Raw genomic sequence first — 22016 nt, forward strand, 5'->3', positions numbered from 1 at the left:
CCACTTTTTCTTCATACCCAATAACGTTTACCTCCCTGCAAGTTTTTTGCAGCAATAGGGTTACCTCTATATCAAAGGGATTTTGCACTAAATGTATCTCCTTGTGAAATATCCCCGGTATCAAACCCCTTCTTAAACCATCTAATCCGTTGTTCTGAGGTACCGTGGGTAAATGAATCGGGGACCACCTTTCCGGTCGATTGACGCTGTAACCGATCATCACCAATAGCATTGGCAGCGTTAAGTGCCTCTTCTAAATCACCACTCTCCATCATTTGTGTCATACGTTGCGAATGATTTGCCCATACCCCGGCATAGAAGTCGGCCTGTAATTCCAATCGCACCGAAATCTTATTAAATTCAGTTTCGCTTAATTGCCCCCTCAAGCGATTCACCTTATCCATTGTACCCATTAATTTTTGGACATGATGCCCAACCTCGTGGGCTATGACATAGGCCTGTGCAAAATCACCCGGAGCATTCATTTGACGTTCCATATCCTGAAAAAAACTAAGATCCAGATATAACTTTTGATCCCCAGGACAATAGAAAGGACCCGTAGCACTTGATGCAGAACCGCAGGCAGATGAGACGTAACCAGTAAATAACACCAAGGTCGGCTCTTTGTAACCCTCTAAAATTTTATTCCACACATCTTCAGTGCTGGCTAAAATAGTGGCGCTGAATTCGGCCTGCATATTTTCCTCTTCAGTGCCTTGGTAGGATTCTGTAGACACTGCCTGCGTATCACCCCCGAGAAAGAGATTTCCTAGAAAATTTAAGGGATTATTACCCGTAATAAAGGAAAATACCAATAACACCCCGACTATAATTAAACCGGTTTTAGAAAAAAGAAGCTTAATCAATGGACCCAATAACGTAGGATTAAATCCACCTATGCCCCTACTGGAACCGGACTGACCTCTTTTATCTTGCACATTTGAACTTTGACGCCTACCTCTCCATTTCATACTTAATATTTTTGCTGTTAATTATTATAAAATTGTAAGACATTTTATCCATTGGCTAAACTTTCTATAACCTAATAAATCGCCAGTTGCCAATTAGTGCTCTAACTCCTGTGTCTAAAGATGAACCTGCTACTTCTCCAAGGTGAACGAGTATTCCTTTATAAAATCAAATGTACACTTCACTCAAAATCCAAACGTATATCTTACGATTCGAAAGTATCCTAATATTTTGTTTTGAAGCGTATTAAAAATACAAAATTAATAATGTGATAGTTGCTCAAATGATAATATAACTAATCCCATAAATAATAAGATAAGTGGTTAAGAGCTTTAGTAGGTTTCTGTAATTTAATTATCCCTGATTAGTTGTGAATTTAAGTATTAGAAACAAGGCCTTCATTTTGGCTTTCACCAAGCATTTATTAGCGAATATAAATAATTTTTTTACGATAGAACTGCTTGCGACAACGGTTATCACAAAGCAACAAAACCTCTTGAAACATTCTTCAAATACATCTAATAATTGTAAATTGGCGGCCTGTCTTAAAGTGACCCTAATGGAAGAGCATAAAATGTTGGATTATATTAAAGAGGTATTAAATAATATGCCACAGGGCTGGGTGGGTCTTACCACACATCGATTGGATATTTATAATGAAAAACTGGCTAAAACCCAGTTCTTAGATCAGTTCCAAAACTTATATAACAGCAATAATGCTGATACCTCAGCCCTCAATGAATTACCTACCGCATACGACTATATTAGGTTAGGCCATCCCCTATCCTGTATCTTGGAATGGGCCATTGCAAAACTAAATGCCCGTAACCTTGAAAGTGTCATCAGTTTTTCCTCAAAGACGGCCCCGATTCTAGCTGTTTTAAGAAAGAATTTGCTAGAAAAAAAGAACACCCAAATTCTTTATAAAGGAGCACTGCCCGATTTTTTTGATGCTGAGATCCTGCAGGGCGTTTATGGATATAAATTTGATTTAACAAAGGTGGACAGCCTATCAGAAACTTCCAAATTCAACGATAGTACCATTTTCATTTCTCAACAAGAGGATTTTTCTACTGTTGATCTTACCCTACCGAAGGCTAAAGAGATCGACTTTTTTATTACCATGTATGCGAACTTGGGGAGTGTTTTGATAGCCAACGGAGTACAGAATGAGGATTATATCTCTGAAATTCAACATGTGAGAAGACGGGAGACCATTGCAATGACCCCCACCAACTGTCTTACGGCCTTAGAGTCGCTCATAGATAAATCATCTTTTGTAACCCAGAAAAATATTCCCGAAATCCAACAGGAGAAATCAAACAAAAAAAGGGTACTAGACTCCATCAAGGAGATCACAGGGACCACCGCAACACCCATGATAGCTTCCAGTGGATTATCCATGCAGTATGCGATAATGATGGGGCTCATACACCGTGCCCTCGAAAACCATAAAGGAAAGGCCATTAAATTCATTGTTCCTCCTAATTGCTATGGTGGCACAAATGACCAGGCAAGACGGGTTGCCGCTTGCATTGACAATGCGGAAGTAGTAGATTTACCTGTGGATGGTGACAACGATATGGTTCAAAGCCTTGACACCATTTTAGATAAAATTGCAAACGAAGATGCCATCCCTTATATCATAGCTGAAATTCCAACAAACCCTAGAGTTGAAGTTCCCGATCTTAAAGAATTAAAATCCGTTTTAAGTGCGGCCCGTAAAACAGCTAAGGGTGCAGTAGCTATAGATCCCGTTTTTATTTTAGATCAAACCTTCTGTCCCAATGTGCACTTTTTAGGGGAAGGCGAAATACTCTCCACAGTGAGAGCAATTTCGTATGCCAGTGGCTCCAAATTTCCCAGCGGCGGAAAATGCACAGCTGGCTATGGTGTGGTAAATAAAAAAGCGGAAGCCTTGATGGGCAAGATAGACATGCATCTGAGACTTTGTGATAACGAGGCCACAGAGCATCAAATCGAAATTCTGTCAAAACAACTGCCATCCATGAATCAGCGGATTGAGGATGCCTATAAGAATACCCGAGAATTTGTCACCTACATCAAGGAAACACTACCAGAGGCGAAAATCAATTTTGTTTCAGAAGAATTGGCACAACAAGGCTTTACTCCTTCTGTGTTTTCATTGGATCTTCCCACCAAAGGAACTACCGATGAAGAAAGGGAAGCTTATAAGAGGGCATTGAATTTGAAGTTGATCAATTTAATGATCACTGAAATTCCACATGAAAGCAAATATTGTGTGAGTTATGGGCAGTTACATGGATGTTACTGGACGATCCCCGCTACATCAACCCAGGGAACTACCAAGGAAGGCGACAAGGATTACATTGCCCGTGTGTCACTATCTCCCGATATGGATGTAGAACGCCATAAAAAGGTATTTTTAGATTTTGTTGAAAATATTTGAGCTCATAAATCAATTATGAGCTGTTAGTTTTATAGCTGCCAAACGGTTCAGAGGTATCATGAAAATCAAATGAACATATTCATTTAAGAGATAAAAAAATGTCGCCCACTTTCTGTAGGCGACATTACTAAAGTATAGCAAATGGTACACTTAAATTTCGAGTATGGGTATTGCTTAGGATTTATGTTTGAACAAATAAAAGACTCCAATTTGAAAACCTCTGTTGTAGTTTTTTGAAGAACTATCCTCATTGATATTGCTAAGTCCCAGGTTATAACGAGCGTCTACTCCGAAACCTGATGGAGGGTGCACGTAACTGGCTCCTATACTTAGTCCAAAATCAATGGTCTTGAAAGAATCATCCAGATCTACGGTAATGCCATCGGCCTTGGCTTTAGCACTGGTTAAAAAACCAACTTGTGGTCCGGCTTGGATTCTGAATCCATTATCGTACATGTACTGGAAAAGAACCGGCACATTGATATAATCCAAAGATATTTTCACGTCCCCGTTACCTTCGCTGGCTTTTGCTCCTTGTGTAGAATACACAATTTCTGGCTGTAGACCAAATCTTTCGGATAAGTGGATATGCCCCAAAAGTCCAATATTGTATCCCAATTTACTGTCAATATCCTCGGTATCATCGCCGCCAATTGTGTAGGAGTTTAATCCCCCTTTAATTCCAATATTTACTTCTTGTGCTAAAACAGAATTGCTGATTGCCACTAATACTACTAAAATTGTAAAATATTTTTTCATAGGTCAAAAGTTTAAATTGATATTTAGATTGATAATTATTAGACGGCGAATGTACAATTAGGTCCATTTTGATATTAGCCTTAACAATAAATTTTTAACTCAAATGAATAAACTTGAAATACCTCTTAAACGTCCGAACAACATGTTCTTGAAACTATAGGATTTCCTATAAAGAAAAAGTCCTGGGAAGATCAGGACTTTTTAACTTTGAGACTAGATTGATCTAGTTTTTCTGGTACACCTTCACCTCAACCTGGTGAGTGTCTTTGTTGTAATATTCTACAACGAAATCCCCTTTGACATTGAAATGTCCAATCCCGAAATGTTCTTCCCCTTCTACAATATAATACCCATGGTTACTTGATGCCCAAGATTTTCCAATTTCTACAGATGCATCATCTTCTGGGTTATAATTCATACCAAAACCCTTTTCATTGGGAGAGAAAGCATACGTACCGCCATTAGAAACAAAATAAGTTTCTGTCGTCAACATATTATAGCCCGTACTGTCATCATTATCAACGAAAACCTCTTTTTCTACTTTGGTAGTCGCCTTAACGCGACTTTGATCAATTTTGTTCTTGTCATTATCATCTAACTCAATGTTAGCTGTTTCTTTGGTCACTACTTTGACACTTTTCTTGGAAACCTTGTCTCCATTGTTCATTTTGACAGTTTTAACCTCTGTCTCCTTTTTAACTTCCGTAGGTTTCTCTTGTGCAATTAGAGTTCCCGATAATATGAGCACTGCAATAAATAATAAATTTTTCATTTGTTTAATTTTTAAAATTATAAAGGTTGTTTTATAGATACCACTAAACAAAGTTGAACATATAAACCAGCTATTCTGTTACATATTTTTCACAAAGAGTTGTATAATTCACATATATTTTTCTCAAAACCAGGGGATTGCAGTTGCTTAGATTGGCTGAAGGCTTCGATACCTGGAATAAATCTTTGCGAAGGCTCTAAATAACCCTTTTATTACACTACATTCCGAAAAAGGAGCATTTTTATCAATAACACCTTAAATATTATAAACTATAATGAATAAGAATGGAGCAATAATTATAATTGAAGATGACGCTGATGACCAAGAGTTTTTTAGTGAAGTATTTAAAGAACTTAATTATAAAAATGAAATTATTTTTTTTAATGACGGACAAGAAGCGCTTGATTATTTGATCGGCAATTCCATAGAGCCCTTCATCGTTATTTCTGACATCAATATGCCAAAACTCAATGGCCTCGAGTTAAGAAAGCAAATTCATGAAAACGAGAGTCTACGTTTAAAAACTATACCTTACTTATTTTTTACAACAAGTGCTGCACAAGAAGCTGTAATTGAAGCTTATTCGAAATCTATTCAGGGTTTTTTTGTCAAACCTTCTAGTTTTGAAGGTTTAAAAAGTACTATGAAGACCATAGTTGAATATTGGCAAAAGTGCGAATCTCCAAACTTTGTTGAGTAATTGAATACTACAACAGATAATGTATTCCTAAAACTACGTTCAATACTCCTCCAGTTCCAAGGAGCGAATATTTGTACTAAGGGGTACGCTAGAATCCGTAATCATTTATTAACCTTAGAAGAATTAGTGTACCGTAATAGTTAATAATTTTTATGAGGGAAAGGTAATTTCTACAAACGAGGATGTGTATTTAAAACCACTTCTAATATTGGGAATTGTAACATTTTGGAAAAATTGTTGACTAACAAAAACCACCTGACCAAACTACCCTCATGAATTTAGATACTGAGCCTGCTGTCCCTATTTCATCGAATTACAAAGGATTTCTCATCGACATCATAATTTATGTATCGGTCATGTTTTTGATTAGAGAAATTTACATCCCAAAAATTGGTTTTATCGCGAATGGACTTTTTTGGTCACTTTCAACTTTAATTATTGCCAGTTGGAGAATGAAGGCAAGGGGTGTTACATGGAAAGATTTAGGACTCAAGACCCCTAGAAATCTATGGAAAACAGTTGCTATATCTTTAGGTATTTTCGTCTCTATAATGCTCTCAATAATACTCTTTGAGATTTTTAAAGACAATATCCCCTTCCCAATTTCACCCGATACTTCTGTTGAAAGTGCTGTCTCCAAGTTTGGAGACCTAAAAGGAAATTGGGGTCAGTTTCTTTTGATCATGCCCTTCATTTGGCTAGAATCTATGCTAGAAGAATTACTGGATAGAGGTTTTTTAATGAATTGGATTGAAAAGCTATTCTCAATGACTTCCCTCGCCACGGTCATAGCTGTAGTAGTACAAGCTCTCATTTTTGGATTCAGACACTCCAATGATTTTTCAGAAAGATCAATTACGGTTGGACTTATCGGCTTAATTATGGGAATAGCTTACGTGAAATTTGGAAGAAATTTATGGCCCTTAATTATTGCCCATTGCATATTGAATAGCATATCCATGGTAGAGCGGGTAATATGAGCTTCAATATGTACTTAGGATATTGATATGAATCTGAGGATTTATATTTTCCACAAATTCTACTAGATTACCTGTTTGCGCGAGCGTAAGAATACCTTCCCCAAAATAACTGGAAAACTTTTTATATCCTCTCTGTTAAAACTTTCAGGAATGGACTCTGCTGCCTATTTTTCAATACCACAATTAAATTAGTCGTGACCGATATACTTCTAATCAGTAGTTCTAACAAATCCTTACCTTTAAAATTAATGTACCAGCATAATCATATGTTTTTGTAATGGTTTGTAAAGAAAAAAAAACATGAAGCACTTAAAGCACGACATCCTCCTCATGGCGCTCATCCTTTTATCTTCCTTTAATTTAGTTGCCCAAAACTATTCTGGGGAACAGAAAGACATTGATGCCATTTTGAAGAACATTGAAAATTTCTCCCAATACTACATGAATGCCGATTACCAAATGTTGGCAGCATGTTATTCATTAGATGGAAAAATATTCCCAAATAATGCACAAATCATAGAGGGAAGAGATGCTATTGAAAAAAGATGGACACTCCCACAAGGTGTGGAAATTTTAAAGCACCAAGTGACCCCCATAGAAATCAAGGTGATCAACGAGTATGCCTATGACTATGGCATTTATGAAGGTGAGACGCTACGGGCAAATGGGAATACAATCACTTGGAAAGGAAAATACGTGATTGTTTGGAAAAAAGTTGATGGAGAATGGAAAATTTATTTAGATATCTGGAACGATATTAAAGCCTGAGACTACAGAACTTCTCCCAAAGTAAAACAAAATTTAACGGTGAGCTTCAATCCCCTACATTGGAAAACCTTACCTTTAAATATCTTTAAAAAGCAAAATCAGGACCTAAACATATCATGATTAAACAAGCCCGTGAAATCCCTATTATCGTAGAACAAGAATACAATGTGCCCGTATCGGTACTTTGGGTTGCCATTACCAATTTGGATCATATGAAAGGCTGGTTTTTTGATAACATCCCCGCCTTTGAGCCAGAAGTCGGATTTCAAACCAGTTTTCCAGTGCATTTGGACGAACGCACTTTTACCCATCAGTGGTCTATTATAAAGGTAGTGCACCTTAAAAAAATCACATACCATTGGAGCTACTCAGAATATGAGGGGGAAGGTTTGGTGACCTTTGAACTATTCGACGACGGGAACAAGAGCAGCCTCCGTCTTACCAACGTGGGATTGGAAACATTCCCAGACGATATCCCTGAATTTTCTAGGGAAAGCGCCGAAAATGGGTGGGATTATTTCATCAAACAAAACCTTAAAAAGTACCTTGAAACCAGTTTGCCTTAGCTTAAACAAACAACCTTTAAATCCCCTGTAATGAATCTGAATTTTTTTGCGACCCATTCTGAATTTAAAAGCTGGCTAGAGGCCCATCACGAAATGGACAAGGAAGTGTTGGTAGGGTATTACAAGGTAAAAAGCAATAAACCCAGTATGACCTGGTCAGAATCCGTGGATGTGGCACTTTGTTACGGTTGGATCGATGGAGTTAGGACCTCTATAGACGATGAGCGGTACTTTATTCGATTTACCCCCAGAAAAAGCAACAGCATTTGGAGTGCGGTGAATATTAGTAAGATGGACCATCTAATAAAAAGTGGCCGAATGACCCAAAAAGGACTGGCAAGTTTTGAGTTACGGCGAGAAAGTAAATCTCGAATATATTCCTACGAAAAGGAACCGGAACTTCTCGCTAAGGCATATGAAAATAAGTTTAAGGCCAACAAAGGGGCCTGGAAATTTTTCATAGCCCAGGCCCCTTCATATCGATCTAAAATCATCCATAGGATCATGTCCGCCAAACAAGAGAAAACAAGGCTTGCCCGTTTGGAAAATGCCATCATTGAAAGTGCCAATCTAAAACGCCTCAAATAAGTACTAATGCACTTTTTTTAAACGGTTGCTCATGGGTGCTTGTGCCGGTCTCGTTTCGGGAACCATCATTTTAGGCATTGGAGGGAGATTGGCCATGAGGCTCATAGGTATGCTCGGATGCCTTCCGGGAAACGTTAGCTGGAGTGGGTCCTTGTAAGTGGTGGCTTTAGGATTACTTATTGGTCTTCTTTCCGGTGCCGTCTTTGGCTTGATCGAAAAGCTAGGTTTCCAAAAACGAGAATATTCAGGCCTACTGTACGGTGCATTGGTTTTTGGAAGAATCATCATCTTGCCAATGGAAGGAAAGGGAGCCGCAGCTGGGTTCCCAAAGCTATTGCTTATCATCTATTTGATCTTTGGCGACCTGTTTCTCTTGTATGGATGGGCCATGGCCACCTTATTTGATCGTTGGAACCCTAGAGTGTAAAAGGGAGGGTTACCAGCAATTAAAAAAGAAATACTACCTTAATATCATGGCATTCTTCAGATCTTCTCGGGAAAAACGACTTTGGACATGGTCCTTGGTGGTGCTTATTGGAATTTATGCCACCCTTCTGATAAGCAAGCCCCTGATGGACAAAATGCGTGAAAGCGGAATTACTGTGGCAGGTTTTTTAGCCGTTATGTTCTTGGTAGCCCTTACCGTGGTCTTGCACGGTTTAAGAGTGAAAATGGGAAGAACCGAAATTATAGTCTGGATAGGTATTGGGGCTGTTTACCTAATGGTTCTATTGCGTATCACCGTTCTAGTGGAGCGGAGCCACCTGATGGAGTACAGTGTCCTCGCTGTCTTTATCCACGAAGCCCTTTTGGAACGCAAGAAACAAGGGGGAAAAATTGGTTTTCCCACCATCCTGGCCATAGGCCTGACCATCCTTTTTGGGGCTATTGATGAAGGCATACAATTCTTTCTACCCCACAGAGTCTTTGATATCCAGGATATCATTTTCAACTCCATGGCGGCCGTAATGGCCATGGGTTCCAGTAAGGCACTGAGTTGGGCCCGAAAAAAGATCAATAAGTCCAAATGAGGAGATGGTTTTGCCGCTTCCAATAAAAATTAAAGGTCCGTTTCTTCTTAGCGCCAAAATCAATATATTTAAGCATCAAACCATATTAGCCAATACAACCTATGAAACTAATCTCCTCAATCCTTATCATCCTTTTAACAGTGTTCATAGGATGCAAAGAACAAAAGCCAGCCCCTGCACGCGATGATTCAGCCTCCCTGGACAGTCTGTTCCAAGAATATTACCACTTCAAGCAGCGCATCAACCCTATAGAAGCTAGCAAAGGTGGGGAATCCAAATACAATGACCATATTGCCAATTATATTTCCGATCCATACCAAAAGGAGCTAAAAACCAACTACGGACAATTTTTGGAAGCCTCCAAGGAGTATGATTCCACTATGGTCTCCCCTGCCCAATGGATGAGCTTGAAAGTATTACAGTGGGACTGTAATATAAAATTAGAGGGACTCAACAATAACTTGGTCACCATTGCCTCCCCTATATACGATATGCCCAGTTTTGAATTGATGCCGCTGGCACAGATCTCCTCCCTACAGTTATATGTGGCTCAACTTGCCACCGGAAAGAGCGTACAGCCTTTTCATACCGTAAAAGATTATGAAAACTGGCTGAAAAGGGTAGATGACTACCTCGTATTTTTGGATACCTGTATAGTTAAAATGAAAGTTGGGATGTCCAGGGCCGTTGTTCTACCAAAAGTGCTAACAGAAAAGATGGTTCCCCAATTGAACGCCTTCATTACCGATCCAGTGGAGGACCATTTATTTTTCACCCCTATTACCGCAATGCCCAAAGATTTCTCCCAAGAAGACCGTGAGCGACTATCAATAGCATACAGCAAAATGATTACGGATAAACTAAAGCCCAAATACAAAGACCTGCAACAATTCCTTATTCAGCAATACCTCCCTTCGTGCAGGGAATCCTCTGGTTTGGGGGCCTTGCCCAATGGGCCTGAAACTTATAACTATCTCATAAAATACCATACCACCACCAATATGACGGTAGACGAGATTCACGAACTGGGAAAAAGTGAGGTTACCCGCATCCTTATAGAAATGGAAAAGGCAAAAACCAAGATTGGATTCAAAGGGGACATCAAATCCTTTTTTGAACATATTAGAACCAGAAAAGATCAGATGCCTTTTACGGAGGCAAGTCAGGTGATTGATAATTTCAATAGTATTAAAGATAGGATGGGCCTCAAACTAAAGGACGTTTTTGATATTAGTCCGAGAGCCGATTTTGAAGTAAGGCGAACAGAAGCCTTCCGCGAAGCATCGGCAAGTGCGGAATACGTTCCCGGAACCAAAGATGGGTCCAGGGCAGGTATCTTTTATGTACCCATTCCAGATGTGACCTCCTATAACAAATATGCCGATGAAGCCCTCTTTTTACATGAGGCCATACCAGGACACCACTACCAATTATCATTACAACAAGAGAACACCAACCTGCCCGAATTCCTTCACCCAGAAAGTATGGGCGTTTTTGTAGAAGGCTGGGCCCTCTATGCTGAATCCTTGGGAAAAGAATTGGGGCTTTATGAAGATCCTATCCAATACTTTGGGATGCTGAGCATGGAAATGCACAGGGCTATTCGTTTGGTGGTAGATACCGGTATCCATGGCAAAGGGTGGACCAGGGAACAGGCGATACAATATTCATTGGAAAACGAAGCCGAATCTGAAGTAGCAGTAATTTCCGAGATAGAACGCTATATGGCCACTCCGGGTCAGGCCTTGTCCTACAAGATAGGCCAGTTGAAAATCAGGGAATTGAGGACCAGGGCAGAATCTGCCTTGGGAGAAGCTTTTAGCATTCAGGAATTCCACAACCAGGTACTAAATTCGGGTAGCCTCCCCTTGGTGCTCTTGGAGGAAAAAATTGAGGCGTGGATCAAAAATGGGGGTAAGAAAAGCTAATTCCATTTTGACGCCTACAGAGCCAAGACATTGCTAATGAGCGTAAAATCCCGTAACTTAAGGTGATTTTCTAAAACGTCAGAGTGATGAAAACATACAAGAATTGTCAGAGTTGTGGCATGCCTATTCGTAAAGACCCTAAAAAAGGCGGTTCCAACGCGGATGGCTCCCGTAGTTTAATGTATTGCAGTTATTGTTATCAGGATGGTGCATTTACCCAGCCCCACTTTAGCGTGGACGATATGAAAAAGTTCTGTGTCGGGAAAATGAAGGAAATGGGATTTCCCGGGATGGTAGCACGACTCTTTGCTGCGGGACTTCCTAGATTGGAACGGTGGAAGAACAACAAATAGAAGTATATCCTTTATATGAGTTTTTACCACAGTTGACCCCAATACTCATTGGGAAAGATTTTAAGTTAGCGTATCCTAAAAACAGAATAGTAGTCTATGAAAAATCAAAATTCAATTTCACGAAGATTCGCACTTAAAAGTTCTGTTTTTGGATTATTGGCGGTTTCCATACCTAGTGTGGTCTTCGCAAAAAATATAATCTCGCCGGATAATCAGCCCATTTTAAAAGATGGGGTTTTTTACAAATACCCATCCATAGATGATGATATTGTTGCCCAAGTCGTTGGCGCCTCCCACTCTAATTTAGAGAAGATCAAAACAATGGTATCTGCACGTCCTGAATTATCACGGGCAACGTGGGATTGGGGTTTTGGAGATTGGGAAACGGCCTTAGGTGCCGCCTCCCATGTGGGCCGGAGGGACATCGCCCAATTTTTAATGGAAAACGGCGCCCGCCCAGACATCTTTACCTATGCCATGTTAGGGGCATTGCCTGCCGTAAAATCAATGATAGAGGCCCAACCCGGGGTACAAACTATTGCCGGACCCCACGGAATCAGTCTTTTGCAGCATGCAAAAAATGGACTGCGGTTTGATGGGCTGAACCAAAAGCAAAAAAATGGCAATCAGGCCCTGATCGACTATTTGGAAAGCTTGGGCAATGCAGATATTCAAGCAGAGAATTTGGTGCTTAGTGCCTTGGAAAAAGAAAGATACCTTGGGGAATACAAATATGGAGATGGTCCTGAAGATGGGTTTAGCATTAAATTAAATATGAGAGACAACCTATCTTTTGGCAAACTTGGCAATTTTGGAGGAATGCTCTACAGAACTGGAGCGGACGAATTCATTTATAATGCCATGCCGACGGTGAAAATTACATTCAACAAAGAAAACAATAAAATTACCGGCCTTACCATTCACGAACCAGACTTCACCCTGACCGCCAAAAAGATGGATGGATCGCTAGGGTCAAAACAGTAAAATTTGTAACTGATCAAAACGTAAGACAACGATGAAAATATGGTCTGTTTATTGTATGTTCCTATGGACAACCTTTGTATGTTGCCAATCCTATGAGATCTATGTCAGCGATGCTGGGAATTTTGACAAACCGCCCTGGCAGATCCTAAAATTCGATCAGCAAGGCAAAAATCCTACTGTATTTATAGACAGCCATCTAAACTGGCCTCAGGATATACTCTTTTTGGAGGATAGCCAAACGGTGCTGATCTCCAATTTGGGTAGCGGTACCATCACAAAACACGATGCCAACGCGGGTACTTATATTTCAGATTTTGCAAAGGATATTTCCGGTCCCACCCGCACAAAAATTGGTCCAGACGGATTGCTGTACGTGTTGCAATGGTCAGGGAACGGTACGGTCCTCAGGTTTGATCTCAAAGGCAACAATTTGGGAGCATTCACCAAAGTAGGTGTACCTCAAAGTATAGGGCTCGATTGGGACGCTCAAGGGAATCTTTACGTGTCTTCCTATAAAGAGAAAACTGTTCGGAAATACGATACTGAAGGTAATGATTTAGGCATTTATATAGATTCCAATTTAATGGGTCCCACCAACATTTGGTTTGATGCCGAAGGGTATCTATTGGTATCTGACTATAATGGAACCTCTATAAAACGCTTTGATGCCCAAGGGACTTTTATAGGGGATTTTATGGTGGGATTGAAAAATTCTGAGGGCATCGCCTATACCCCAGAAGGCAATATTCTTGTGGGGAATGGAAATACCCATTCCGTAAAACTATTCGACCGCAACGGTATCTTTATTAAAGATATAATAGCTAATGGATCGGGCAACTTACTCACCCCCAATGCGGTGGTGATAAAGCTTAAATAAGGAAAGACGGTATCACCTAAAATTATAACTATGGACCAAGCACTTAAGACCATGATTAACAATATGCCTGAAAAAACGGGCAAATCCCTTCAGGAATGGAAAAAAATCCTAAAGGCCAAAGCCTTTAACAAACACTCCGAAGCCATGAATTTTTTAAAAAAGGAACATGGGGTGACACATGGTTTTGCCAATACCATTGTACATCTATCCAAGGACAATATTGATGCTCCGGAGGATTTAGTGGCCATTCAATACCAGGGCAAGGAACAGCTACTTCCTATTTACAACATGCTGATTGCCACCGTTGATCAATTTGGCCCTGATGTAGTAATAACACCCAAAAAAGGAGCCGTTAGCCTTATCAGAAAAAAGCAATTTGCATTGATAAAACCAGCCACCAAAACCAGAGTGGATCTGGGATTAAAACTGATGGGCAAGGAAGAAACTGCCCGTTTGGGGAACTCAGGCCCTTTTGGCACTATGTGCACCCACAGGGTTCAAATTACTTCTGTAGATCAGGTGGACCAACAACTTAAAAATTGGCTAAAAGAGGCTTATGAAAAGGCAACATAATTTAGGGCACTAGCTCTTAGAAAATGGTACCGGTATTTTGCTATATTTGTACCTTCAAAAAAGCAGTCCCTATGAAGTATTCCTTGTTGGTTTTGGTCTTTACTATTTTAATTTCTTGTGAATCGGATAAAAAATCAGAAGACGTTGATTACGTTGCCAAAAACGATCAGGAAATTGCAGCCTATATCGCCGAAAACAGCTTGGAGGCCCAGAAAAGCAATTCAGGGTTGTATTATGTGATCAACGAAGAAGGAGCGGGGGCGCAACCTACATCAACTTCCAACGTTACCGTGGCATACACGGGTTATTATCTCAACGATAATGTATTTGATAAAAGTGATGCAAATGGTATTTCCTTTGGGTTAAACCAAGTAATAAAAGGATGGACAGAGGGCATCCCATATTTTAAGGAAGGTGGTAATGGAATCCTACTGGTTCCAGCACATTTGGGATATGGGAACAACAACTATAGTGGCATACCTGGAGGCTCGGTGCTTATCTTTGATGTAACCCTAATCTCGGTCAATTAAAACCAGTAATTTTTTCTAAGGTTCCGTTGTATATGGCGGACCTTTTTAATAGTCATTATCTTAAATGGCTATGTCCTCCACGTTAAAAAATTTACTTAACTTTAAGAGAAGTAACCTATCGGACTTCTTAAGTTGAAGGATGTACGTATGTATATCCAACTTTCTTCCCCCCTTTATTATGGTCCGGAACCAATCATGGGATCTGAATAACCAATTATATCCGGTATTCTGAAAGCCCAGATCTGCAGGCAGTATGTATTTTTATAAATAACCGATAATGACCAAAAAGACATTTGGAACTTTAGCTGGTGTATTTACTCCCACGACCCTTACCATTCTTGGGGTAATCATGTATATCCGTCAGCCCTGGGTAGTGGGCAATGCGGGAGTATTGGGTGCAGTGGCCATCGTATTACTGGCAGTTGCCATCACCCTGACCACGGCCCTGAGCCTCTCCTCCATCACCACCAATGTGCGTATTGGGAGCGGTGGGGCCTTTAGCCTTATCTCACAATCTTTGGGACTGGAAATTGGCGGTGCCATAGGTATCCCATTCTATTTTGCCCAGTCCATAGCAGTAGCCATGTACATTTTTGGTTTTCGGGAAGGACTGCAGACCCTTGTTCCAGGGGTTAACCCCATCATCTTGGACCTCCTTATCTTTGCACTGGTCATGGCTATCGCCTTTATCAGTACCAGTTTTGCCTTTAAAATACAGTATGTTATTCTGGGGATCATCGTCCTCTCCCTGATCTCCATTTATGGTTCTCTGTTCGTCAACGAGCTGAACTATGATTATGAGTGGTTCGGAACCTATCCGGGTTCCATAGAAAATGATTTTGGGGGAGCTTCCTTTTGGATCGTCTTCGCCGTATTTTTCCCTGCAGTAACTGGGGTTATGGCGGGGGCAAATATGTCCGGGGACCTTACCAATCCGCGCAAGAGCATTCCCTTAGGGACCATATCCTCCGTGATCCTCACTACGGTTATCTATATCAGTTTGATATTTGTGGCGGCCATGATCGCCACTCCGGAAGAATTGGCCAAAAACTACAACGTTTTTATAGACAAGGCCCTTTTTGGACCCATAGTCCTTGCCGGTCTTCTAGGAGCTACCCTTTCCTCTGCCCTTGGATCTTTTGTAGGTGCCCCCCGCATATTGTTGGCCCTAGGCGAAAAGAACATCTTGCCCAAAAGTCAAAAATTGTCCAAGCTTTCGAAAAAAGGGGAACCTGTGACGGCCATGCTGGTGACCGCCTTTATTGTCTTGTTCGGGATTTCCCTGCGGAACCTGAATACCATTGCCCCTTTGCTCACCATGTTCTTTATGATCACTTATGCCATGGTGAACGTTGTGGCCCTGGTAGAACAGACCCTGGGCCTGCCCAGCTATAGGCCCACCTTAAAAATACCCTTGATCATCCCTGCCATCGGAGCCTTTGGCTCCATAGCCATTATGTTTATCCTCAATGTTTTGGTAGCTCTCTTTTCACTGATCTTTATTCTGATCTTTTACATGTACTTGGTACGGATGAACATTAAGTCTGCCGCCGGGGATTCCAGAAGTGGTCTCTTTACCGCTCTGGCAGAATGGGCCACAAAAAAGACCAATGCCCTAAGACCGCAACGAGAGGTTAGATCATGGCGCCCTGATCTACTGATACCCATGACCACAAGCAAAGAACTAAGGAGCTCTTATAAACTCATCCATTCCATCATATATCCAAAGGGTTCCATAAAAATATTGGCCCTGAGGAACGAAAATGAAACAGAACAACGTAACATTGAGAGCTTTCTTAGAAATGCCATCCAGAAATTCAAGGAAAATGAATTATCAGCCTCCTTTACCGTAATAGACAATACGGATTTCAATACCACCATTAATGTGAGCATGCAATCCCTGAATGCAGCCTTTTTTAAACCAAATATCGTGTTTGTCAGCGTAGATTCCCTCGGGACCAATTTCTCCTATTATGACCGACTCCTATTGGACGCCAAAAAAAACAGTTTTGGGACCATTATCTATATCCCTTTTTCCACTGCCAGTTTGGCCATTGAAAAGAGCATCAATCTATGGATGACAAACATCCCCGTTGATTGGAAGGAAACTTTTAGCGTAAGGAACAATAACCTCTCTACCTTAATTGCCCTCCTTATCCGCAGAAACTGGAAAGGGTCCATTGAAGTGAACATTCTGAACAACAATCCCAAGATGAACATCACACCCACCGATATAGAGGATTTGAGGACCATGGTACGTTTTCCGAAGCATACCAATATCTCTATCAAACAAGGTGATCTATTGGAAAATGTTAAAATGGAACGCAATACAGATGTAAACATCTTCAGTATTGAAAATGGAATGACTATTGAAACCATGGTGAAGATGGTCAACGAATCCCGCATCTCTGCCATCTTTTGTGCAGATTCAGAATTTGAAAATGTTCTGGTCTAAAAAGTGTTTTATCTTTTATCTTCCCTCCTTGCGCAATACTTCTAAAGGTGGACTTTTGACCACACTGCGGCTGTTGAGCAACCCTATAATTAAAACCAAAAGGGTAATACCCGGGAACAGTACCAAAAATGGGAACATGGAAGGCACAAAGGAGGTTTTGAATACCAACAATGCCAATAATTGGCTCCCGATCAAGGACAAGAGAATCCCCGACAAACCACCCAAAACCCCTAAATAGGTATATTCCAAAGCAGTAATCTTTAAAATCTGACTGCTTTTGGCACCAATGGTACGCAAGAGCACACTTTCCTTGATACGCTGGTATTTACTGGTGCGAACCGCACCCAATAGCACAATGATACCAGTAAGAATACTGAAAAATGCCATGAAATTAATGATCCAGGAAATTTTTTCCAAGAGCCCTTCAATAACAGATAGCACTTGCCTTAGATCCAAGATGGAAACATTTGGAAATTGCTTTACCAATTCCTTTTGCAAAAGGGCCGATTGCCTTTCATTAGGCACTTTGGTGGTCAACACTCGGAATTGTGGCGCATCTTCCAAAACCCCTTTGGGGAAAACAATGGAAAAATTCAATTGCATCCTACTCCAATCAACTGTGCGGATACTGCCAATGACCGTTTTCAAAAGTACCCCCTGTACGTTAAAAGTCAGTTCATCACCTACCTGAACTTTTGCATCCTCAGCAAAATTGTCACTCACGGAAATGGGAACTAAATTCCTGGAAGCGACCTCTCTGGTCCATTCCCCAGCCTCCATGGTTTCAGAAGCAATGAGGGAATCCCTATAAGTGACCCTGAACTCATGGTTCAAAACCCATTGGTTGATGGTAGAGGTGGTGTCCTTTCTAATATCATTCGCCATGACCCCCTTGATACTTTCTACCCTCATGGTGATGATTGGAATATCATCCAATACAGGCAAATCACTGGTTTTTATAGTATTCGCCACTGCCAATTCCTGTCCGGCCTGCACATCCAATAAAATCATATTGGGACTGTCGGAATTGGATTCTATAGAAGCCTGATCCAATAATATATCCTTGGTAAAATACAAGGTACTTATCAAAAAGGTTCCCACCCCAATCGCCAGGACCAGCGTTAAGGTTTGGTTCTGTGGCCTGAAGAGGTTCAGCAGACTCTGTCTGGCGGTAAAGCCCCAAGAGCTCGGGAAATATTTTTTTATTCCTTTCATGAACAGATTGGCTACCCCACCCAAAATAGAGAAGGTCACTAATATGGCACCTACAAAGGCCAAAGAATAACGCCAATCCTTCAACAGCCAAAGGGCAAAGAGAAAAACAAATAGGGTAATTCCCAAAGACACCAGCAACAAGGCCTTTCTAGATTTTTTCACTCCATCCGTCCCAACGCGCAATGTTTGCAAAGGTGACACGTACAAGGTTCCTATCAATGGGTATAGGGCAAAAAGTACGGACATTAGGACACCCAACAACAAGCCCATAAATATGGCCTGGGCAGAGAATGAGATTTGGATCTCTATGGGAATAAGTCCTTGCAGCAACAATGGAAATAACTGTTGTAACAGAAGTCCGGCTACAGTTCCTATAATCCCCCCCAAAAGTCCCATAGCGGCAATCTGTATCAAATAGATCACAAAGGTCTGTTTGCGGGTAGCCCCCAGACATTTAAGAATGGCCACGGCACGTAGTTTTTCCTTGATATAAATATTGATGGCACTGGCGATACCCACACAGCCCAATAATAGGGAGATAAAAGCGACCAGGTTCAGGAACTTCCCAAAATTATCGTACCTGCGCCCTAAGCGCTCACTAGTGGAAGTATGGGTATCCAGATCGGCATCCTCGGCATCCAATTGCGGATCCAGGATTTTATCCAATTGCTCCATATCCACCCCTTTTTTGGCCACGAAATAAAATTCATAATCTACCCTACTCCCCTGTTGAATCAATCCGGTCTCTTCAATAAACCGGTAGGGAATTAAAATTGGAGGAGCTACGGAACTAAAGATGGCCGTACTTCCAGGCACAGATTTCAGTGCTCCGGCAATTGGCAGGGTTATATTCCCCACTTTTATACTATCCCCAGGTTTTATACCCAATTGGAGCATTACAGTGGCGTCTACCAATGCGGCTCCCTGTTCTTGATATTCCTTAGCCGCAGTAACAGGTGTTGTCTCCAGTTCCCCATAAAATGGAAAACCTCCCTCTATCCCCCTAACCTGTACCAACTTTGCGGCATCGGTTTTAGGGAAGGCGGCCATCGAAGCAAAATTGATCTCTTTCGCATTGGCACCCCCTAAGGAATCCATAAGAAATTGTACCCTCTCATTTGGAGGCTTTCCGCTGTCTATAATAAAATCAGCACCCATAAGTGCCTTGGATTGTAATTGAATATTGTCTTTGAGGTTCTCCCCAAAGGACTGAATGGACACCACGGCAGCAATCCCAAGGATGATGGAAGCCATAAATAGTACCAGCTTGCTTCCACTGGCCCGGCCATCGCGCCATGCCATTTTTAGCAGCCATGTGGTTGCAGCCTTTGAATATGTAGAAGAATTCTTATCGATCATCCTGCAACTGTTTGGTCTTCCATAATCCTACCTCCTTTTAAACGCAAAATCCGCTGGGTCTTCTGTGCCAATTCCAAATCATGGGTAACAATCACCAAAGTGGTGCCCAATTCTTTATTTAGCTCGAAAAGCAGCTGTACCACTTTTTCCCCGGTTTCCACATCCAAATTTCCTGTAGGCTCATCGGCGAACAAAATGGAAGGCTTGTTACAAAAGGCCCTTGCCAATGCAACCCGTTGTTGCTCCCCTCCGGAAAGTTGTGAAGGATAATGGTGGATACGATCGGCCAGTCCTACCTTGCCCAAAAGCTCCACTGCCCTTTTTGTGGCACTCTTGTCCCCTCTGAGTTCCAAGGGCACAGCCACATTTTCTAGGGCAGTAAGTGTAGGTAACAATTGGAAGTCCTGAAAAATAAAACCAACGTGCTTGTTTCTCAACTGTGCCCGCTCATCTTCATTTAGACTGCCTAGATCGGTACCACATAACGCTATGGAACCAGTATCTGTTTGATCCAAACCTGCACATAGCCCTAAAAGAGTGGTCTTACCACTTCCAGATGGACCAACAATAGAGAAGGTTTCCCCCTCTTCAATATCAAAACTGATATCTTGAAGTACCGTTAATTCCTTGGACCCACTGATATAGGTTTTCCCTAGGTTATGTATGTTTAATATCTTTGTCATTTCCCTACTTTTATATTCACTTTCCGAAAGGAAGCAAAATAAAGAAATGATTTTGATTAAAATCCGTAAGCCTATGAGAACCCTGTTAACCTTTTGTTATTTTTTGGTATTCCTACTTACCGTTTCCTGTGGAGAGAATGCCACTAAAAAAAAATCACAGGAAATAAATAAGGAAATCCAACAGGAAAACAACAATAGTTCAACAGCCTCTGAAAAAGTTATCCTATTTTTTGGTAACAGCCTTACTGCCGGTATGGGCTTGGATCCCAATGAGGCTTTCCCTGCCGTGATCCAACAGAGACTGGACTCCCTTAATTTGCCCTATACCGTGGTGAATGCTGGCCTCAGCGGAGAAACTACAGCAGCAGGGAAAAATAGGATCAATTGGGTGCTCAACCAAAAAGTGGATATTTTCGTATTGGAATTGGGCGCCAATGACGGACTCAGAGGAATTCCCCTAGAAGAAACCCGCAGCAACCTTCAGACCATCATTGATAAGGTTCGGGCAAAAAACCCTGAAACAAAAATAGTCCTTGCCGGGATGCAGATCCCCCCGAATATGGGGCAAGAATATACTTCCGAATTTAGGGAGATATTTCCAGAATTGGCCGCAAAGAACAATGCGGCGCTTATCCCATTTCTATTGGAGAAGGTGGCAGGAATCCCATCCTTGAACCAAGCAGATGGCATACACCCTACCGTAGAGGGCCAAAAAATAGTAGCCTACCAAAATGTTTGGCCTGTTTTAGAGCCCCTACTCCTAGAAAAGTAGGCTTTGAAAAAAATGAGGAATTTGAGCTGATTATTTGAAGTTCTTCCCTTAATATCCATGAGTTGGCCTGGGCAACTTGGGAGTTTATTTTCAACTGCTTACCGTATTCCTCCCCTAGCTTCTTTATAATCGTTATTTGGGATAAAGTAGCTTTAGCGCTATCTTATTATGGCCCTAATTACCTACATTTATAAATAAAAAAACAAAAAATTAAATCATGACCGACACCAATAACTTTGCACACGCAGCCATGATGATTAGAAAGCCGGTAGAACAGGTTTTTATGGCCTTTACCAATCCCGAAATCACCACAAAATTCTGGTTCACCAAAAGCTCGGGTATTTTGGAAAAGGGAAGAACTGTGGATTGGACCTGGGAAATGTACGATCACAGTATTCCGGTACATGTCTTGAAACTGGTCACCAACGAATTATTGATCATAGAATGGGGCGAAGGAGATAAAAAGCAGCTTGTGGAATGGGAATTCAAAGCCTTGGATGACTACAGGACATTTGTGTCCATTACCAACACTGGTTTTAAAGGCTCCCCAGATGAAATACTATCAGGCATCCGAGATTCTACAGGGGGATTTTCATGGGTATTGGCCGGCCTAAAAGCCTATTTGGAGCATGGGATAGAATTGAACCTTGTTGCCGATAGATATCCCAAAGAATTGGGGAACCATTAAATAAGAAAAAAGACCAACACAATATAAATCCAAGC

22 protein-coding genes are annotated in these 22016 nt (G+C 41.1%); 17 read left to right on the forward strand and 5 right to left on the reverse strand.

Annotated elements, in window-relative coordinates:
• Window positions 1-71: 71 nt before the first annotated feature.
• Window positions 72-971 (reverse strand): KPN_02809 family neutral zinc metallopeptidase, encoded by a 900-nt coding sequence (gene ypfJ, locus SB49_RS08415; RefSeq protein WP_062055633.1) that lies wholly within the window; start codon window positions 969-971, stop codon window positions 72-74.
• Between the two features lie 557 nt (window positions 972-1528).
• On the opposite strand from ypfJ, the gene SB49_RS08420 reads away from it, so the two are divergent.
• The gene (locus tag SB49_RS08420; protein ID WP_062059028.1) at window positions 1529-3400 is read left to right on the forward strand and encodes a PLP-dependent transferase; all 1872 of its coding nucleotides are present in this window, start codon (window positions 1529-1531) and stop codon (window positions 3398-3400) included.
• 174 nt (window positions 3401-3574) lie between these two features.
• Here the strand turns inward: SB49_RS08420 and SB49_RS08425 are convergent, their stop codons facing one another.
• Both SB49_RS08425 and SB49_RS08430 read right to left on the reverse strand, forming a co-directional pair.
• Complete coding sequence (locus SB49_RS08425) at window positions 3575-4159, reverse strand: porin family protein (RefSeq protein WP_062055635.1); 585 nt, start codon at window positions 4157-4159, stop codon at window positions 3575-3577.
• Window positions 4160-4382: 223 nt separating this feature from the next.
• Window positions 4383-4931, reverse strand: a complete 549-nt coding sequence (locus SB49_RS08430; protein WP_062055637.1) for a hypothetical protein — start codon at window positions 4929-4931, stop codon at window positions 4383-4385.
• A 274-nt stretch (window positions 4932-5205) separates the two neighbouring features.
• Here SB49_RS08430 and SB49_RS08435 point away from each other — a divergent pair, with 274 nt between their 5' ends.
• The 14 genes from SB49_RS08435 (at window position 5206) to SB49_RS08500 (ending at window position 17264) form a co-directional block, all read left to right on the forward strand.
• Window positions 5206-5631: a response regulator gene (locus tag SB49_RS08435; protein WP_062055639.1), complete on the forward strand. Its 426-nt coding sequence runs from the start codon at window positions 5206-5208 to the stop codon at window positions 5629-5631.
• Between the two features lie 272 nt (window positions 5632-5903).
• Window positions 5904-6611, forward strand: coding sequence for a CPBP family intramembrane glutamic endopeptidase (locus tag SB49_RS08440; RefSeq protein WP_062055640.1), 708 nt, complete (start codon window positions 5904-5906; stop codon window positions 6609-6611).
• A gap of 300 nt (window positions 6612-6911) precedes the next feature.
• A complete protein-coding gene (locus SB49_RS08445; RefSeq protein WP_062055643.1) occupies window positions 6912-7379 on the forward strand; it encodes a YybH family protein in 468 nt (155 codons plus the stop codon).
• A gap of 116 nt (window positions 7380-7495) precedes the next feature.
• On the forward strand, window positions 7496-7945 hold the full coding sequence (locus SB49_RS08450; RefSeq protein ID WP_062055645.1) for an SRPBCC family protein: 450 nt from the start codon (window positions 7496-7498) through the stop codon (window positions 7943-7945).
• A 30-nt stretch (window positions 7946-7975) separates the two neighbouring features.
• On the forward strand, window positions 7976-8533 hold the full coding sequence (locus SB49_RS08455; protein ID WP_062055647.1) for a YdeI/OmpD-associated family protein: 558 nt from the start codon (window positions 7976-7978) through the stop codon (window positions 8531-8533).
• A 160-nt stretch (window positions 8534-8693) separates the two neighbouring features.
• Entirely contained in the window at window positions 8694-8960 is a 267-nt protein-coding gene (locus tag SB49_RS16075) for a hypothetical protein (protein ID WP_162254206.1), read from the forward strand.
• Between the two features lie 46 nt (window positions 8961-9006).
• Complete coding sequence (locus SB49_RS08465) at window positions 9007-9564, forward strand: VanZ family protein (protein WP_062059031.1); 558 nt, start codon at window positions 9007-9009, stop codon at window positions 9562-9564.
• Window positions 9565-9665: 101 nt separating this feature from the next.
• Complete coding sequence (locus SB49_RS08470) at window positions 9666-11492, forward strand: DUF885 domain-containing protein (protein WP_062055651.1); 1827 nt, start codon at window positions 9666-9668, stop codon at window positions 11490-11492.
• Window positions 11493-11578: 86 nt separating this feature from the next.
• The gene (locus SB49_RS08475; RefSeq protein ID WP_062055652.1) at window positions 11579-11845 is read left to right on the forward strand and encodes a zinc ribbon domain-containing protein; all 267 of its coding nucleotides are present in this window, start codon (window positions 11579-11581) and stop codon (window positions 11843-11845) included.
• 96 nt (window positions 11846-11941) lie between these two features.
• Entirely contained in the window at window positions 11942-12829 is an 888-nt protein-coding gene (locus SB49_RS16115; protein ID WP_200960629.1) for a hypothetical protein, read from the forward strand.
• 31 nt (window positions 12830-12860) lie between these two features.
• A complete protein-coding gene (locus SB49_RS08485) occupies window positions 12861-13706 on the forward strand; it encodes a hypothetical protein (protein ID WP_062055654.1) in 846 nt (281 codons plus the stop codon).
• Window positions 13707-13736: 30 nt separating this feature from the next.
• On the forward strand, window positions 13737-14279 hold the full coding sequence (locus tag SB49_RS08490; RefSeq protein WP_062055656.1) for a DUF4287 domain-containing protein: 543 nt from the start codon (window positions 13737-13739) through the stop codon (window positions 14277-14279).
• Between the two features lie 71 nt (window positions 14280-14350).
• Window positions 14351-14809, forward strand: coding sequence for an FKBP-type peptidyl-prolyl cis-trans isomerase (locus SB49_RS08495; protein ID WP_062059034.1), 459 nt, complete (start codon window positions 14351-14353; stop codon window positions 14807-14809).
• A gap of 277 nt (window positions 14810-15086) precedes the next feature.
• Window positions 15087-17264, forward strand: a complete 2178-nt coding sequence (locus SB49_RS08500) for an amino acid permease (protein ID WP_062055658.1) — start codon at window positions 15087-15089, stop codon at window positions 17262-17264.
• Window positions 17265-17279: 15 nt separating this feature from the next.
• Here SB49_RS08500 and SB49_RS08505 read toward each other — a convergent pair whose 3' ends face one another.
• Together SB49_RS08505 and SB49_RS08510 are read right to left on the reverse strand one after the other, a co-directional pair.
• Window positions 17280-19838: an ABC transporter permease gene (locus tag SB49_RS08505; RefSeq protein WP_235537722.1), complete on the reverse strand. Its 2559-nt coding sequence runs from the start codon at window positions 19836-19838 to the stop codon at window positions 17280-17282.
• Window positions 19835-20521: an ABC transporter ATP-binding protein gene (locus SB49_RS08510; protein WP_062055660.1), complete on the reverse strand. Its 687-nt coding sequence runs from the start codon at window positions 20519-20521 to the stop codon at window positions 19835-19837. Before SB49_RS08510 ends, SB49_RS08505 begins: the two co-directional genes overlap by 4 nt.
• A gap of 73 nt (window positions 20522-20594) precedes the next feature.
• Here SB49_RS08510 and SB49_RS08515 point away from each other — a divergent pair, with 73 nt between their 5' ends.
• Window positions 20595-21293: an arylesterase gene (locus SB49_RS08515; protein ID WP_062059040.1), complete on the forward strand. Its 699-nt coding sequence runs from the start codon at window positions 20595-20597 to the stop codon at window positions 21291-21293.
• 217 nt (window positions 21294-21510) lie between these two features.
• Window positions 21511-21981 carry an SRPBCC family protein gene (locus tag SB49_RS08520; protein ID WP_082591097.1) on the forward strand — a complete coding sequence of 157 codons (471 nt, stop codon included), beginning with the start codon at window positions 21511-21513 and terminating at the stop codon, window positions 21979-21981.
• Window positions 21982-22016 lie beyond the last annotated feature (35 nt).

The organism is Sediminicola sp. YIK13, from assembly GCF_001430825.1.
Classification (GTDB): Bacteria; Bacteroidota; Bacteroidia; order Flavobacteriales; family Flavobacteriaceae; genus Sediminicola.